Source organism: Aeromonas sp. s13, from assembly GCF_040907905.1.
Classification (GTDB): Bacteria; Pseudomonadota; Gammaproteobacteria; order Enterobacterales; family Aeromonadaceae; genus Aeromonas; species Aeromonas veronii.
This window is the reverse complement of record NZ_JBFOCS010000052.1, coordinates 66,558-81,131: the sequence shown is the minus strand read 5'-3', so window position 1 is coordinate 81,131 and position 14,574 is coordinate 66,558. Positions and strand designations below refer to the sequence as shown.

At 60.6% G+C, this 14,574-nt stretch carries 11 protein-coding genes; 5 read left to right on the top strand and 6 right to left on the bottom strand.

All coding sequences use genetic code 11. The annotated features are described in order from the left end of the window. From AB5Y82_RS09295 to mioC, 5 genes are all read right to left on the bottom strand, one after another. A partial coding sequence (locus tag AB5Y82_RS09295; protein WP_368173894.1) for a ParB/RepB/Spo0J family partition protein occupies window positions 1–834 on the bottom strand: 834 nt, incomplete at its 3' end. Continuing rightward, window positions 831–1,634 (bottom strand): ParA family protein, encoded by an 804-nt coding sequence (locus AB5Y82_RS09290; RefSeq protein WP_005357226.1) that lies wholly within the window; start codon window positions 1,632–1,634, stop codon window positions 831–833. The genes AB5Y82_RS09290 and AB5Y82_RS09295, both read right to left, overlap by 4 nt. Window positions 1,635–1,660: 26 nt before the next feature. Beyond that, the gene (rsmG, locus tag AB5Y82_RS09285) at window positions 1,661–2,287 is read right to left on the bottom strand and encodes a 16S rRNA (guanine(527)-N(7))-methyltransferase RsmG (protein ID WP_088868104.1); all 627 of its coding nucleotides are present in this window, start codon (window positions 2,285–2,287) and stop codon (window positions 1,661–1,663) included. Window positions 2,288–2,308: 21 nt separating this feature from the next. Further along, the gene (gene mnmG / locus AB5Y82_RS09280; RefSeq protein WP_031227634.1) at window positions 2,309–4,198 is read right to left on the bottom strand and encodes a tRNA uridine-5-carboxymethylaminomethyl(34) synthesis enzyme MnmG; all 1,890 of its coding nucleotides are present in this window, start codon (window positions 4,196–4,198) and stop codon (window positions 2,309–2,311) included. A gap of 508 nt (window positions 4,199–4,706) precedes the next feature. After that, entirely contained in the window at window positions 4,707–5,156 is a 450-nt protein-coding gene (gene mioC / locus AB5Y82_RS09275) for an FMN-binding protein MioC (protein WP_033138545.1), read from the bottom strand. Between the two features lie 396 nt (window positions 5,157–5,552). On the opposite strand from mioC, the gene AB5Y82_RS09270 reads away from it, so the two are divergent. The 5 genes from AB5Y82_RS09270 (at window position 5,553) to fhuB (ending at window position 13,084) form a co-directional block, all read left to right on the top strand. After that, the gene (locus AB5Y82_RS09270) at window positions 5,553–7,649 is read left to right on the top strand and encodes a TonB-dependent siderophore receptor (protein ID WP_368173893.1); all 2,097 of its coding nucleotides are present in this window, start codon (window positions 5,553–5,555) and stop codon (window positions 7,647–7,649) included. A gap of 79 nt (window positions 7,650–7,728) precedes the next feature. After that, window positions 7,729–9,375 carry a multidrug ABC transporter permease/ATP-binding protein gene (locus tag AB5Y82_RS09265; protein WP_111900868.1) on the top strand — a complete coding sequence of 549 codons (1,647 nt, stop codon included), beginning with the start codon at window positions 7,729–7,731 and terminating at the stop codon, window positions 9,373–9,375. A gap of 46 nt (window positions 9,376–9,421) precedes the next feature. Beyond that, the gene (locus AB5Y82_RS09260; protein ID WP_111900869.1) at window positions 9,422–10,186 is read left to right on the top strand and encodes an ATP-binding cassette domain-containing protein; all 765 of its coding nucleotides are present in this window, start codon (window positions 9,422–9,424) and stop codon (window positions 10,184–10,186) included. Between the two features lie 34 nt (window positions 10,187–10,220). Continuing rightward, complete coding sequence (locus AB5Y82_RS09255; protein ID WP_111900870.1) at window positions 10,221–11,105, top strand: ABC transporter substrate-binding protein; 885 nt, start codon at window positions 10,221–10,223, stop codon at window positions 11,103–11,105. Further along, the gene (gene fhuB, locus AB5Y82_RS09250; RefSeq protein WP_111900871.1) at window positions 11,102–13,084 is read left to right on the top strand and encodes a Fe(3+)-hydroxamate ABC transporter permease FhuB; all 1,983 of its coding nucleotides are present in this window, start codon (window positions 11,102–11,104) and stop codon (window positions 13,082–13,084) included. The genes AB5Y82_RS09255 and fhuB overlap by 4 nt, the downstream gene beginning before the upstream one ends. A gap of 73 nt (window positions 13,085–13,157) precedes the next feature. Here fhuB and mnmE read toward each other — a convergent pair whose 3' ends face one another. Next, a complete protein-coding gene (gene mnmE, locus AB5Y82_RS09245) occupies window positions 13,158–14,519 on the bottom strand; it encodes a tRNA uridine-5-carboxymethylaminomethyl(34) synthesis GTPase MnmE (RefSeq protein ID WP_019445516.1) in 1,362 nt (453 codons plus the stop codon). Window positions 14,520–14,574 lie beyond the last annotated feature (55 nt).

Genomic DNA, 14,574 nt, shown 5'->3' with positions numbered 1-14,574 from the left:
CCCGCTATCCCGCTTGCCAGGCTGAAGTTGCACCTGATTGCCAATTTTTTCTGCCAGTTGGCGCTCCAGGTAGCCGATCTGCGGATCACGGGCCGGTTCGACCCTGGCTTTTGCTGGTTCGAGCGCTTTTTGCACCAGCTTCTCGGTATCGCGTACGGTCAGCCCTTTCTGGGCAACTAGCTTGGCCAGTTCAGACTGGGCCTGGCCGCTCAGGGCCAGCAGGGCACGGGCATGGCCCATGTCGAGGTCGCCATGCTCGACGAAACGCTTCACGTCGTCGTTGAGCTGGTTGAGACGCAACAGGTTGGTCACCGTGGTGCGGGACTTGCCCACCGCCTCGGCCACCTGCTGGTGGGTGAGTTCGAATTCGGTCAGCAGTCTTTGTAAAGCGACCGCCTCTTCGATGGCATTAAGGTCTTCCCGCTGAATATTCTCAATCAGCGCGATGGCGACGGCAGCCTCGTCGGGTACATCCTTGACAATGCAGGGCACCACCTCGAGCCGCGCCAGCTGGGACGCGCGCCAGCGCCGCTCACCGGCAATGATTTCGAAGGATTGTTCGCCGAGAGGGCGTACCACGATGGGCTGGATCACCCCTTGGGCGCGGATGGAGTTGGCAAGCTCTTCCAGTGCATCCTGGGACATGTCCTTGCGGGGCTGGTACTTGCCGGACTGCAACCACTCCACCGGCAGCTTGCGCAGCTCACCCTGATTGGTGGGGGCCATGGCCTCTTCAGTACGTTGATCGCTCATCACCTGTTTCTGGCGGGCAGCCGTGCTGGTACTGAGCAGGGCATCCAGCCCCTTGCCCAGTCCACGTTTTTTCGGAGTCATATGCTCTCTCGGTCTGCGATGGTCGCCTGACGTTCCTGCTCCTGGCGGCGCAGGATCTCGCCAGCCAGTGCCAGGTAGGCCTTGGCGCCCACCGATGATTTGTCATAGTGCATGGCCGGGGCACCGAAACTCGGGGCCTCAGCCAGTCTAACGTTGCGGGGAATGATGGTGCGGTAGACTTTGTCGCCAAAGTGCTGTTTTAGCTGATCGGACACATCATTGGCCAGCCGGTTGCGGTGATCGAACATGGTGCGCAGCACCCCTTCGATCTTGAGCTCCGGATTGACCACGGCGGCCAGCTTGCTGATGGTGTCGACCAGGGCGGTGAGCCCCTCCAGCGCGTAATATTCGCACTGCATGGGCACCAACACGGAGTCGGCGGCGGCCATGGCGTTCACGGTCAGCATGTTGAGAGAGGGCGGGCAGTCGATGAAGACGTAGTCGTATTTGTCCCGCACCGAAGCCAGCGCATTGCGCAGGCGGATTTCGCGGGCGAAAAATTCCATCAGACGGATTTCGGCCGCGGTCACGTCAGCATTGGCGGCGATCAGGTGATAACCCCCGGTAGTTTCGGGGATGATCACTTCGCTGATGGGGGCATCCTCGATCAGCAACTCATAGGCGGTGCGCTCGACGTCATACTTGTCGACACCGCTGCCCATGGTGGCATTGCCCTGCGGATCCAGATCGATCACCAGCACCTTGCGCCGGGTGGCAGCCATGGAGGCGGCCAGATTCACACAGGTGGTGGTTTTACCCACTCCACCCTTCTGGTTGGCTATGGCGATGACTTTTCCCACACGATCCCCTAAATGAAACTGCGACCCTATTCGGGCTGGATATGTTTGAATTCCAGCAGATGACGTTCGCCTTCCAGCTCCGGCACCCGCAACTCATGACAGGCTACCAGACGGATATTGGCAGGCAACTGGGCCAGCTCCTGCTCGGGATATTGTCCCTTGAGCGCCAGGAAACTGCCCTGTTCTGACGGCAGGTGGTGACACCAGCTCAGCATGTCTTCCAGCGAGGCAAATGCCCGACTCAGTACACCATCAAATCCCACCTCGGGTTGATACTCTTCAACCCGGGATTTGACCGGCGTCACATTGGTCAGACCCAGCTCCAGGACTACCTGACGGATGAAGTTGATCCGCTTGCCCAGACTGTCGAGCAGGACGAATTGCTTGTCCGGATTGATGATGGCCAGCGGCAATCCCGGCAGGCCGGGTCCTGTCCCCACGTCGATGAAGCGCTCACCGTGCAAGTGGGGGCTTACCACCAGGCTATCGAGGATATGCTTGACCAGCATGGCGTCCGGATCTCGCACCGAGGTGAGATTGTAAGCCTTGTTCCACTTGTGCAGCAACTCGACCAACTGCACCAGTTGGCTCTTTTGGGTATCGGTGATAACAATTTCGGCCTGCTTGAGCAGGCCGTTCAATCTTTCCAGCATATTTTCCAACGGTAAGAATCCTCAGGCGGTTTTACGCAGCAGGCCGTGTTTTTTCAGGTGAACCAGCAGGATGGAGATGGCCGCCGGGGTGATGCCGGAGATGCGGGAAGCCTGACCAATGGTCTGCGGTTTGGCATCGTTCAGCTTGGCTTTCACCTCGTTGGAGAGGCCATTCACATCGCGATAGTCCAGATCCAGCGGCAGCAAGGTGTTCTCGTTGCGCAGCTGCTTCTCCACTTCATCGTGCTGACGCTCGATGTAACCGGCGTACTTGATCTGGATCTCAACCTGTTCGGCCGCGGCAGGATCGGTCACGGAAGGGCCGACCCCTTCGATGGCCATCAGCGCATCATAGGTCACCTCGGGGCGACGCAGCAGCTCTTCCAGACTCTGTTCGCGGGTCAGCGGGGTGTTGACCAGGGAATTGACTGCCTCCAGTGACGGATGTTGCGGGTGGATCCAGGTTGAACGCATGCGCTGACGCTCCAGCTCGACCTGTTCCATCTTGGCGTTGAATTTGCTCCAGCGCTCGTCATCCACCAGACCCAGTTCGCGACCGATGGCAGTCAGGCGGATATCGGCGTTGTCTTCCCGCAGCAGCAGGCGATATTCGGCGCGGCTGGTGAACATGCGGTAAGGCTCGCGGGTCCCCAGGGTGGAGAGATCGTCCATCATCACGCCCATGTAGGCCTGATCCCGACGCGGGTTCCAGGGATCCTTGTCCTGGGCACGCAAGGCCGCGTTCAGACCGGCCATCAGGCCTTGTGCCGCCGCCTCTTCGTAACCGGTCGTGCCGTTGATCTGGCCAGCGAAGAACAGGTTTGGAATGCACTTGCTCTCCATGTTGGCCTTGAGATCCCGCGGATCGAAGAAATCGTACTCGATGGCATAACCCGGGCGAGTGATGTGGGCGTTCTCGAAGCCGCGCACGGAACGGACGATCTGCACCTGCACGTCAAACGGCAGGCTGGTGGAGATCCCGTTCGGATAGAGTTCGTGGGTGGTCAGGCCTTCCGGCTCGACGAAGATCTGGTGCGCCGTCTTGTCGGCGAAACGGGTGATCTTGTCTTCGATCGACGGGCAGTAGCGCGGGCCGATCCCCTCGATCACCCCGGCGTACATGGGGCTGCGATCCAGGTTATTGCGGATCACCTCGTGGGTACGCTCGTTGGTGTGGGTGACGTAGCAAGGCACCTGACGGGGATGCTGGCTGGCATTGCCGATAAACGAGAAGACCGGACGCGGATCGTCGCCGTGCTGTTCCTGCATGACGGAGAAATCGACGCTGCGAGCATCGATGCGCGGCGGGGTGCCCGTCTTGAGACGATCGATGCGCAGCGGCAGTTCGCGCAGGCGCTGGGCCAGGGCGATCGAGGGAGGATCCCCGGCACGGCCGCCCTTGTAGTTTTCCATCCCTATGTGGATCAACCCGTTCAGGAAGGTACCGACCGTCAGCACCACAGTTTTGCCGCTGATGCGGATCCCGCTCTGGGTGACCACACCGGCAACACGATCCCCATCCATGATCAGATCGTCACAAGCCTGCTGGAAGATCTTCAGGTTCGGGTAGTTCTCCAGCATCTGGCGAACGACAGCCTTGTAGAGCAGGCGATCCGCCTGGGCACGAGTGGCTCGTACTGCCGGGCCCTTGGAGGAGTTGAGGGTGCGGAACTGGATCCCACCAAGATCGATGGCACGCGCCATGATCCCGCCGAGTGCGTCAACTTCCCTGACCAGGTGTCCCTTGCCGATCCCGCCGATCGCCGGATTACAGGACATGTGTCCCAGCGTATCGATATTGTGGGTCAGCAACAGGGTGTTCATGCCCATACGGGCTGCCGCTGTTGCTGCTTCGGTTCCGGCATGACCGCCACCGACGACGATCACATCAAATTGTTCATGGTATTGCATTGGGATCACCTTGATCTGCACGCCTGAAGATCTTTATTTGCCTGGGCTAAAGGGCGGAACATTCTATCTGTTTCGCGTCCTGAGGGGAACGTCTACTTAACGTTCAGTATGAAGGGAGGATCCACTAATTAGATCTTAAGGATCTTTAGATCGATCTTTTACTGGATCTCTTATTAGGATCCGCCCTTTCTGTTGATAAGCACTTTTTGATCATAAAGATCATTAATTTAAGGACGATCCTAGCTTGTGGAAAAGCTTGGATCCTGGCCCGGTGAACGAGGGGATAACCAGGAGTTTTATACACAGATGTCTGTCGGTCTGGATCTAATACATGGATAACTATAGGTTTTGCAGAGCTTTACACCGTAGTTATGCACATTACCCCTGGGCGTTGTGGGTAACCTTGTAGAACAACTCCCCCGGATCAATCTGTTAATAACATGGTGGATAGTCGATCTGGGGATAAGTGGGGAGATCAAGCTTTTTTTCAGGATCTCCCGCACGCTGATCAGGCGATCATCGTCATCCAGTCGCGGATCCACACTTCTGCGGCATCTTCGGGGATCTCGTGTTGGGTCACATCGATGTCGAGTCGCTCGCCAATCCGGCTGGCTCCGCACTCGGCCAGCAGCCGATCCAGCGTCTTGCCACCCTGGCAAAAGGTGTCATAACTGCTGTCACCAAGGGCGATCACGCCATATTTCAATGAATTAAGATCCGGATGCTGCTCGGCAAGATCCTTGGCGAAGGGTTGCAGGTTGTCGGGCACATCCCCGGCACCATGGGTGGAAGTGACCACCAGCAGGATGGATCCCGCATCATCCAGCACCTCTGCCAGCTTGGCCGGGTTGTGGATCCGGGTCTGGTGGCCAGCCTGTTCCAGCAGGTTGGCGACGTGGTCTGCGACATATTCGGCGGCGCCCAGCATGGAGCCGACGACGAGATTGAGTTTGGCCATGGAATGGATCCTGATTTCAGACAAAGAAACGGAAAGCCGGATTCTACCGCCAAAGGGTGTGGATAAATATGGATAAAGCTTGGGGATAATGGATCCAGTCAGATAATGTCACCGGATCCATCCTGCCGATCTTTTTTCTGCTTCTTTATATTCCTCTCCATTTTCTTCTCCGCTAATAGATCTCCTGATGGCTCCCATCTCCCGCGAAATCCTGCCAACGATGCAGCTAGATAACAATGTAGATGCAAATGATTAGCAATTATTGAATCGATTCGATCACGGCTCCTGTAGTAGGATTGCGCTGCTTTATTCGCCCATGGAACAGGGTGATGTCGTGACAAACGACCACAAATAACAATTAAAACAACATAACTCATTGATAAACGAGACTTTAATATGATTGCGCAAAAATACACAACAGGACCCGGCAAGAAGGGCGCCTTCGGCGTGCTTTCGCTCTCCGGTTTGCTCGTCTCCCTGCCGCTGATGGCCGAACAAACCACCGGTGAGCTGCCCAAAGCCAGCGAAACCATGGTGGTGACCGGTACGGCCATGAAGGTGGAAGTGCCGATGGCCGAGACCCCTCGCGCCGTCTCCGTGGTTAATCGCGAGGAGCTGGATCAGCACGCCGTGTTGCAGCTGGATGAAGCGATTCGCTACCGTTCCGGCGTATTGACCGGCCTCTATGGCTCAGACAACAACACCGACTGGTTCAAGGTGCGTGGCTTCGATGCCGCCTCTTATCTGGATGGCAACCGGTTGTTTGGCACCGGCTACTACGTCTGGACGCCGGAACCGTTCGGTCTGGAGAGTGTGGAAGTGCTGAAGGGGCCAGCCTCGATCCTTTACGGTGAGGCGCCTCCGGGCGGGGTGATCAATGCCATCAGCAAGCGACCGACCGCCACGCCGCAAGGGCAAGTAGATCTGCAGCTTGGCAGCCGGGATCATCGTCAGGTCGGGGTGGATGTCTCTGACGCGCTCTCCGACAACAGCCGCTACCGCATGGTTGCTCTTTATAAAGAGCGTGATGGTGTGCTTACCGGCACCTACAACGATCGGGTTTATCTGGCGCCGAGCGTCACCTTCGATCTTTCGGATCGTACCAGCCTGACCCTGCTGGCCAGCTTCCTGCACGACGAAGGGGTCCCGACCAACGGCTTCTTCCCGGTCTATGGCACCCTGAATACATCAGGTGGCCAGATTGATCCCTCTACCAACCTGAGCCAGCCGGATTACGATCGCAACCGCAATACCCAGATCTCCACCGGTTACGAGCTGGCCCACCAGCTCAACCAGACCTGGGAGTTCAAGCAGAACGTCCGCTTCAACTACAACGATCTGCTGCTGCGCCAGACCTATATCTTCCCGACCTATGAAGGCACAACCGCCAGTCGTGGCCTGGTTTACCGCGATGGCAATACCAAGAGTGCCACCATGGACAACCAGATGGTGGGCTACTGGAACACCGACAGCACCGAGCAGACCTTGTTGCTGGGGGTTGATCTGCAGCGTCATGTCAATGAAGGGGTCGAGGCCGACAACTACGGTATGGGCTCCATCAATACCATGAACCCGGATTACAGCGGCTTCCCCGGTTTTGACGAGTCGACCGCCACTCACCAGAAGAGCAGCAAGGGCCAGAGCGGTCTCTATGCCCAGCACCAGATCCGCTGGGACGATCGCTGGTTGCTGACTGCCGGTGGCCGTTACGACTATGTGGAGACCCACAACACCAATACCAGCAAGGACGAGCGCCAGTACGATCACGAGCTATCCCTCTCGGGCAGCCTGATGTATCTGGCTGACAACGGCCTCTCTCCCTACTTTGCCTATGCCGAGTCGTTCGAGGTGCTGCCGGGGATCGATCCCAACACCAAGAGTTCCTACAAGCCGCTCAAGGGCAAGCTCTACGAGACCGGCGTGAAGTATGCGCCTGCCTTCCTCGACGGTTACATCAATCTGGCGCTGTTCGATCTGGCCCAGACCAACTCGCTGGTCTCTACCGGTTCCGGCCAGCAGACCCAGGCGGGTGAAGTGACCTCTCAGGGGATTGAGCTGGAAGGGAGCGTGCAGGTGACCGATGCGCTGCGTCTGACAGCTGCTTATACCTACACAGATGCCAAAACCAACGACACCGGCAGTGGCGATCGCCGTGCCAGCCTTATCCCGCGCCACCAGACCTCCTTCTGGGGTAACTACAAGGTGCAGCAAGGGGTGGCTTCGGGTCTGGAGCTGGGTACCGGTGTACGTTATATCGGTTCCAGCGTGGGTATTGGCGCCGTGAATGCGGACTACACCCCCATCTACGGCTCTGCCGAGGTGCCGGCCCATACCGTCTGGGATGCGATGATCGGGTATGACTTTGCCAAGAACTGGCGTGCCCAGCTCAACGTCAACAACCTGCTGGGTGAAACCTACGTGGCCAGTTGTGACTACTACTGCTACTACGGCGAGCCGCGCAGCGTAGTGGGCAGCATCAACTACCGCTGGTAATCGAAGTCGGGCGGGAACCGGATTCCCGCCCTTCTTTTCACCCGCAGTTGTTCTGATCTCTCTGGAATACCGGTCCGTTATGGAACTCTTGTCTCTGGTTTATCGCCAATATCGTTGGCCCTTCATCGCCATTACCCTGCTCAGTCTGCTCAGTGCCGTCAGCGGGATTGGCGTCATTGCTTTTATCAATCAGTCTCTAATCGAATCTATAGGTGATCCGCTGCCGATCCTCGGTCAGCTGGTCGGCCTGATTGTGTTGCTGCTGGTGGTCACACTCGGAGCTCAGCTGGCCCTGACCACTCTCGGTCACCATTTTGTCTACCGGTTGCGCGGCCGTCTGCTCAAGCAGTTGCTGGATACCGATGTCGCCCGCATCCGCCAGATTGGTCAGGGGCCGCTGCTGGCCTCCCTCTCCAGCGATATCGGCCAGATCACCATCGCCTTCGTGCGCCTGCCTGAGCTGGTGCAGGGGCTGGTGCTCACGCTGGGTTCTGCCCTCTATCTCGGCTGGCTCTCTCCGGCCCTGCTCGGGGTGACCGCGCTCTGGGTCACCGTCACCATGGTGGTGGGCTGGCTGCTGGTGAACCGTGTTTATCGCCATCTCTCCCACATGCGTCAGGCCGAAGATCGGCTCTATCAGAACTATCAGGCCATCATCGCCGGCAGCAAGGAGCTGGCGCTCAACCGCGAGCGGGCTCACTTCGTTTACCACCAGCTCTATGAGCAAAATGCCCGTGACTACCGCCAGCAGATCATTCGCGCCGACACCTATCACCTGAGCGCGGTGAACTGGTCGAATATCATGATGCTGGGGGCCATCGGTCTGGTCTTCTTTCTGGCCAACGGCCTTGGCTGGGCCAACACCAATGTGGCCGCCACCTTCGCCCTGACCCTGCTGTTCCTGCGCACCCCGCTGTTGCAGGGGATTGGCGCCCTGCCGACCCTGCTTGCCGCTCAGGTGGCGTTCGACAAGATCGCCGCCCTCAATCTGGCCGAGCCGGATGCGGACTTCCCGCTGCCGCCCGCCATCCGCCCCTGGCAGCATATCGAGCTGGAGCAGGTGAGCTTTCACTATCAGGGGGAGGGCGGCTTTGCCGTTGGCCCCATCGATCTGGTCATCGAAAAGGGGGAGCAGATCTTCATCATCGGCGGCAATGGCTCCGGCAAGTCGACGCTGGCCATGCTGCTGACCGGCCTTTATCAGCCGGTATCGGGCCGGATCCTGCTGGATGGTGAGCCGATCACCGATCGCAACGGCTATCTGGCGCTCTTCTCCGCCATCTTCACCGACTATCACCTGTTCCAGCACCTGCTGGGGCCGGAACCCAAGGATGAGCTGGTGGCCGAGTGGACGGAGCGGTTGCAGATGGGCAGCAAGCTCACCATCGAGGATGGCTTTATCGCCGATATCGATCTCTCCCAAGGGCAGCGCAAGCGGGTCGCCCTGCTGCTGGCGCTGGCCGAGCAGCGCGAGGTGATGCTGTTTGACGAGTGGGCTGCGGATCAGGATCCCCAGTTCCGCCGCATCTTCTATCAGGTGCTGTTGCCTCGCCTCAAGGAGATGGGCAAGACGGTGATTGCCATCAGTCACGATGATCACTATTTCCCGCTGGCCGATCGCCTGCTGGAGATGCGTCAGGGCCAGCTCACCGAACTGACCGGGGCGCGCCGCGCCGCAGTGAGCCGTGATGCGATTGCCCACCTGGATTGCGAGGTGCCGGCTTGATGCCGGCACCGATGAGACTGGCGGCAAGCCAGCACAGGAATTGCTTATGTTCGAGATGAAATCAGCCAGCTTCACGGTCAATGACCGCACGCTGCTGCACCCCACCGACCTGCGTTTCGAGCAGGGACAGGTCTATGGCCTCATCGGCCACAATGGGTCGGGCAAATCGACCCTGCTCAAGCTGCTGGCACGCCAGCAACCCCTCAGCGACGGCGAGATCCTGTTCGATGGCAAGCCGCTGCCCGACTGGGGCAACCGGGAGTTTGCCCGTCAGGTGGCCTATCTGCCCCAGCATCTGCCGAGCGCCGAGAATCTGCTCGGGCGGGAGCTGGTGGAGATGGGCCGCTATCCCTGGCGCGGCCTGTTGGGCCGGATGGGGGCGGAGGATCACCGTCAAGTCGAGCGTGCCATCGCTCTGACTCATACCGAACGTTTTGCCGATCGGCTGGTGGATACCCTCTCCGGCGGCGAGCGGGGGCGGGTCTGGCTGGCGATGCTGCTGGCCCAAGAGAGCCGCTTCATCCTGTTGGACGAGCCGCTGGCCGCGCTGGATGTGGCCCATCAGGTGGAGGTGCTGACGCTCGTCAAGCAGTTGAGCCGTCAGCTCAACCTCGGGGTCATCATCGTCATTCACGACATCAATATGGCCTCCCGCTTTTGCGATCGGCTGGTGGCGCTTCACTCCGGCCGCCTGCTTACCCACGGCGAACCTGAGGGGCTCATGACCAGCGAGACCCTGAACGCCATCTATGGCATTCCGATGGAGGTCATTCGCCACCCGGCCCATGCTCATCCCATCGCCATCGTCTGACCGGGGGGCTCTCTTGAACCGTTTATTGAAGAAGATGGCTCCCTGCCTTATTAGCCTGCTGCTGCCACTAGCGGCGCAGGCCGACACATCCCCGATCGCCTCTGCGCCGCTACCCCGTATCGCTACCGTCGACTGGACCATAGCCGAGACCCTGCTGGCGCTCGGGGTGACGCCGCTGGCGGTGGGGGATGCAGGCCCCTATCAGGCATGGGTCGGCGAGCCACGGCTACCCGCCGAGGTGGTGGATATCGGCCTGCGCACCCAGCCCAACCGTGAGCTGCTGGCGGAGCTCAAACCCGATCGCATACTCATCTCGCCGCTGGCGGCTCCGCTGGCACCAACTCTTTCCCGCATCGCGCCGGTGAGCACCATTGCCCTCTATGATGGGCAAACCGATCTGTGGCTGCGGCTGCACGAGGTGACCCTGACCCTCGCCCGTATGGTGGGCAAAACCGCCGAGGGCGAACGGCTGCTGGCCGAGCTGGATCAGGAACTGGCCAGTATTAAGGCCGGATTGCCTGCGGATCTGCCGCCCCTGCTGGTGGTTCAGTTTATCGATGAGCGCCATGTGCGAGTGTTTGGTCGCCACAGCCTGTTCGATGCGGTGATGACGCGGCTCGGGCTGCGTAATGGCTGGCAGGAGCAGACCAATGACTGGGGTTTTTCGGTGGTCAGCATCGAGCAGTTTATGACCTTGCCAACCGCGCGGCTGGTGGTGGTCGATCCCATCCCGGTAGGGGTGAGCGAACGGCTGCAGGAGCCTGGGCTGTGGCAGCATCTGCCGCTGGTACGGCAGGCGCCCGTGCTGCATCTGCCTGCGGTCTGGAGTTTTGGCGGCGTACTTGCAGCCCGCCGTTTCGCCGGTCTGCTCAGCGATGCATTGCTGCAAGATGCCGAGCGTATGGAGGCGAGCCGATGAAGCGACTGCTCACATCGCCGCTGCTGCGGCCGGTCTCGATCCTGCTGGGGTTGACCCTCTTGCTCGCGTATTGGGAGCTGGCTCGCCAGCTGCCCGGTGCGCTCTGGTGGCAGAGCCTCTTCGCCCCCAATCTGAATGACGTCAGCCAAGCAGTGGTGCATTTCAGCTGGCTGCCCCGCTTGGCGGTCACCCTGCTGGCCGGGGCGGCGCTCGGGCTGGCGGGCACCCTGATGCAGCAGGTGCTGCGCAACCCGCTCGCGTCACCGACCACCTTGGGGGTGGCCTCCGGTGCCCAACTGGCGTTGATGATGGTGACCCTGTTTGCCCCCTCCTGGTTGCTGTTGGGGCGGGAGTGGATCGCCATGGCCGGTGGCAGCCTTGCTATGGCACTGGTGTTTGCCTTGGCCTGGCGTCGCCAGCTCAATCCGGTGGTCATCGTCTTTGCCGGGCTGGTGATCAACCTCTATCTGGCGGCCATCAGCATGGGGCTCTTGCTGTTCTTTCAGGAGGAGCTGAAAGGTTTGCTGGTGTGGGGCAGTGGCTCGCTAGTGCAGAACAGCTGGAGCGGGGTGAGTTACCTGTTACCCCGCCTGCTGGCAGCTGCGGTGCTGGCCGTTGTGCTGGTACGCCCGCTGGCGGTGCTGGAGCTGGATGATGCCAGCGCCCGTAGTCTGGGGCTCTCCCTTCAGCATCTGCGTTTTGCCGGACTTGGGCTGGCGGTGTTTGTCACCGCTTGCGTGGTGAGCGTGGTGGGGCTGATCGGCTTTATCGGGTTGGCGGCGCCCGCCATGGTGCGGCTGCTCGGGATCCGCCAGCTCGGCCAGCGGCTGCTTTGGGCACCGATCCTCGGCGCCCTGCTGCTGGCGGCGACTGATCTGCTGTTGCAGAGTCTGAGTCGCTTCTGGCCGGTCTTGATCCCCACCGGCGCCATGACCTCTCTGCTGGGCGCGCCGCTACTGCTTTGGCTGATCCCGCGCCTGGGCATCAAGTCGGGTGCGCCTAAGTCAAACGCCGGCCTGCTGGTGGCTCGCCATTCGGCACCGGCTCGCCTTATTGGCCTGTTGCTGGTCGGGCTGCTGTTGGCCATGGTCGCCACCCTGCTGTTGGGTCAGGGAATGACGGGCTGGAGTTGGCCAAGCTGGCTCCGCTGGCAGGCTCAACTGGAGTGGCGGTTGCCGCGCACTCTGGCGGCGGGATCTGCTGGCGTGTTGCTGGCGCTGGCGGGCACCCTGTTGCAGCGGGTCAGCAACAATCCTATGGCGAGTCCGGAGCTGCTGGGGGTGAGCGGCGGCACCTTTATGGGGGTGATAGCCACGGCGCTGTTGCTGCCCGCGTTGCCCCTGCCGTTGATGCTGGCCGGTGGCCTGCTCGGCGCCTTCGGCTGCCTGTTGTTGCTGGTAGTGGTCAATCGCAAACACGGCTTCCAGCCGGAGCGGATCCTGCTCTCAGGTATTGCCATCACTGCACTGTTTGAGCCGCTGCAGGCTATCGCGCTGGCCAACGGTGACATGCGGGTGCAGCAACTACTCTCTTGGATGTCCGGCTCCACCTATTACGTCACTCTGCCGGTGGCCTATGGGCTGGTGGGGCTGGCGCTGTTGATGCTGGCCGGCTGCCTGCTGGTGAGCCGTTGGCTCGATCTGCTGCCGATGGGAAGTGCTGTAGCGACCGCGCTGGGCATTCGCCTCAACCGCGCCCAGCTTGCCATCCTGCTGCTGGTGGCCGGGCTCACCGCCAGTGCCACCCTGGTGGTCGGGCCGCTCTCGTTCGTCGGTCTGTTGGCGCCACATATGGCCAAGCTGATGGGGTTGGTGCGGGCACGCTGGCACCTGCTTGGGGCCGCCGCCTCCGGTGCCCTGTTGATGGTGTCGGCTGACTGGGTCGGCCAGCAGGTCCTTTTCCCGCAGGAGGTGCCGGTCGGTCTGGTCTCCACCCTGTTAGGGGGCGCTTACTTCATGTGGTGCCTGCGCCGCCTCTAGGTTTGCGGACAAAAAACGCACAACAAAAAGCCCGGGATGAACCCGGGCTTTTTGTTGCCTGCTGTGCGGAGAGTTACTTGCCGATGCAGAAGCTGGAGAAGATACGGCCCAGCAGATCGTCGGAGCTGAATTCACCGGTGATCTCGGAGAGGGACTCCTGTGCCAGGCGCAGCTCTTCGGCCACCAGCTCGCCAGCCACGAACACTTCCAGCTGTTCTTTGGCCACCAGCAGGCGCTCGGCGGCGCGCTCCAGCGCATCCAGATGGCGGCGGCGGGCCATAAAGCCCCCTTCGGTGTTGCCCTGGAAGCCCATGCAGGCTTTCAGGTGCTCGCGCAGGGCGGGCAGCCCCAGCTCGGTTTTGGCGGAGATGCGGTAGACGGCGTGGCCCTGCTCCTGGCTCGGTGCCAGATCCTCGCCGGTCAGGTCGGCCTTGTTGCGAATGACGGTGAGGCCGATGTTTTTTGGCAACCGATCAACAAATTCCGGCCAGATCTCCCGCGGGTCAACCGCATCTGTGGTGGTGCCATCCACCATAAACAGCACCCGATCGGCCTGTTCAATCTCGGCCCAGGCGCGTTCGATACCGATCTGCTCCACCTTGTCCTGAGTGTCGCGCAGACCGGCGGTGTCGATGATGTGCAGCGGCATGCCATCGAGATGGATATGCTCGCGCAGCACGTCGCGGGTGGTACCGGCAATCTCGGTGACGATGGCCGACTCACGGCCCGCCAGGGCATTTAGCAGGCTCGATTTGCCGGCGTTGGGACGACCGGCGATCACCACCTTCATCCCTTCCCGTAGCAGAGCGCCCTGCTTGGCTTCACCACGCACGTCGTCCAGCTCGGACATGATGGCGTAGAGGTCGCCCGCCACCTTGCCATCGGAGAGGAAGTCGATCTCCTCGTCCGGGAAGTCGATGGCCGCTTCCACATAGATGCGCAGCCGGATCAGGCTCTCCACCAGTTGCTGGATTTTGCTGGAGAACTGCCCCTGCAGGGAGTGCATGGCGCTGCGGGCGGCCTGTTCGCTGGAGGCTTCGATAAGGTCAGCGATAGCTTCGGCCTGGGCCAGATCCAGCTTGTCGTTGATGAAGGCGCGCTCGCTGAACTCGCCGGGGCGGGCAGGGCGGATGCCATCGATTTTCAGAATGCGGCGGATCAGCATGTCCATGATGACGGGGCCGCCGTGGCCCTGCAGCTCCAGCACATCCTCGCCGGTGAAGCTGTTGGGGGCTTTGAACAGCAGGGCGATGCCCTGATCCAGTACCTGGCCTTGCTCATCCTTGAACGGCAGATATTCGGCGTAGCGCACCCGCGGGAGCTTGCCGAGCACTATCCCGGCGACCTGTTCGGCGGCGGGGCCGGAGACCCGGACTATGCCGACGCCACCACGGCCTGGCGCGGTGGCCTGGGCCACGATCGTATCTGTTGTCATCTTGCTTGGCTCGTTTGTTCGCTGATAGGAAAACGTAGTGGGGGACATTGTAATA

Excerpts from the sequence above, each read along its gene's own strand:
- fhuB (WP_111900871.1), top strand. The coding sequence starts at position 11,102 with ATGAAGCGACTGCTCACATCGCCGCTGCTGCGGCCGGTCTCGATCCTG.
- mioC (WP_033138545.1), bottom strand. The coding sequence starts at position 5,156 with ATGGCCAAACTCAATCTCGTCGTCGGCTCCATGCTGGGCGCCGCCGAA.
- AB5Y82_RS09265 (WP_111900868.1), top strand. The coding sequence starts at position 7,729 with ATGGAACTCTTGTCTCTGGTTTATCGCCAATATCGTTGGCCCTTCATC.
- mnmE (WP_019445516.1), bottom strand. The coding sequence starts at position 14,519 with ATGACAACAGATACGATCGTGGCCCAGGCCACCGCGCCAGGCCGTGGT.
- AB5Y82_RS09270 (WP_368173893.1), top strand. The coding sequence starts at position 5,553 with ATGATTGCGCAAAAATACACAACAGGACCCGGCAAGAAGGGCGCCTTC.
- AB5Y82_RS09260 (WP_111900869.1), top strand. The coding sequence starts at position 9,422 with ATGTTCGAGATGAAATCAGCCAGCTTCACGGTCAATGACCGCACGCTG.
- AB5Y82_RS09255 (WP_111900870.1), top strand. The coding sequence starts at position 10,221 with ATGGCTCCCTGCCTTATTAGCCTGCTGCTGCCACTAGCGGCGCAGGCC.
- rsmG (WP_088868104.1), bottom strand. The coding sequence starts at position 2,287 with ATGCTGGAAAGATTGAACGGCCTGCTCAAGCAGGCCGAAATTGTTATC.
- mnmG (WP_031227634.1), bottom strand. The coding sequence starts at position 4,198 with ATGCAATACCATGAACAATTTGATGTGATCGTCGTCGGTGGCGGTCAT.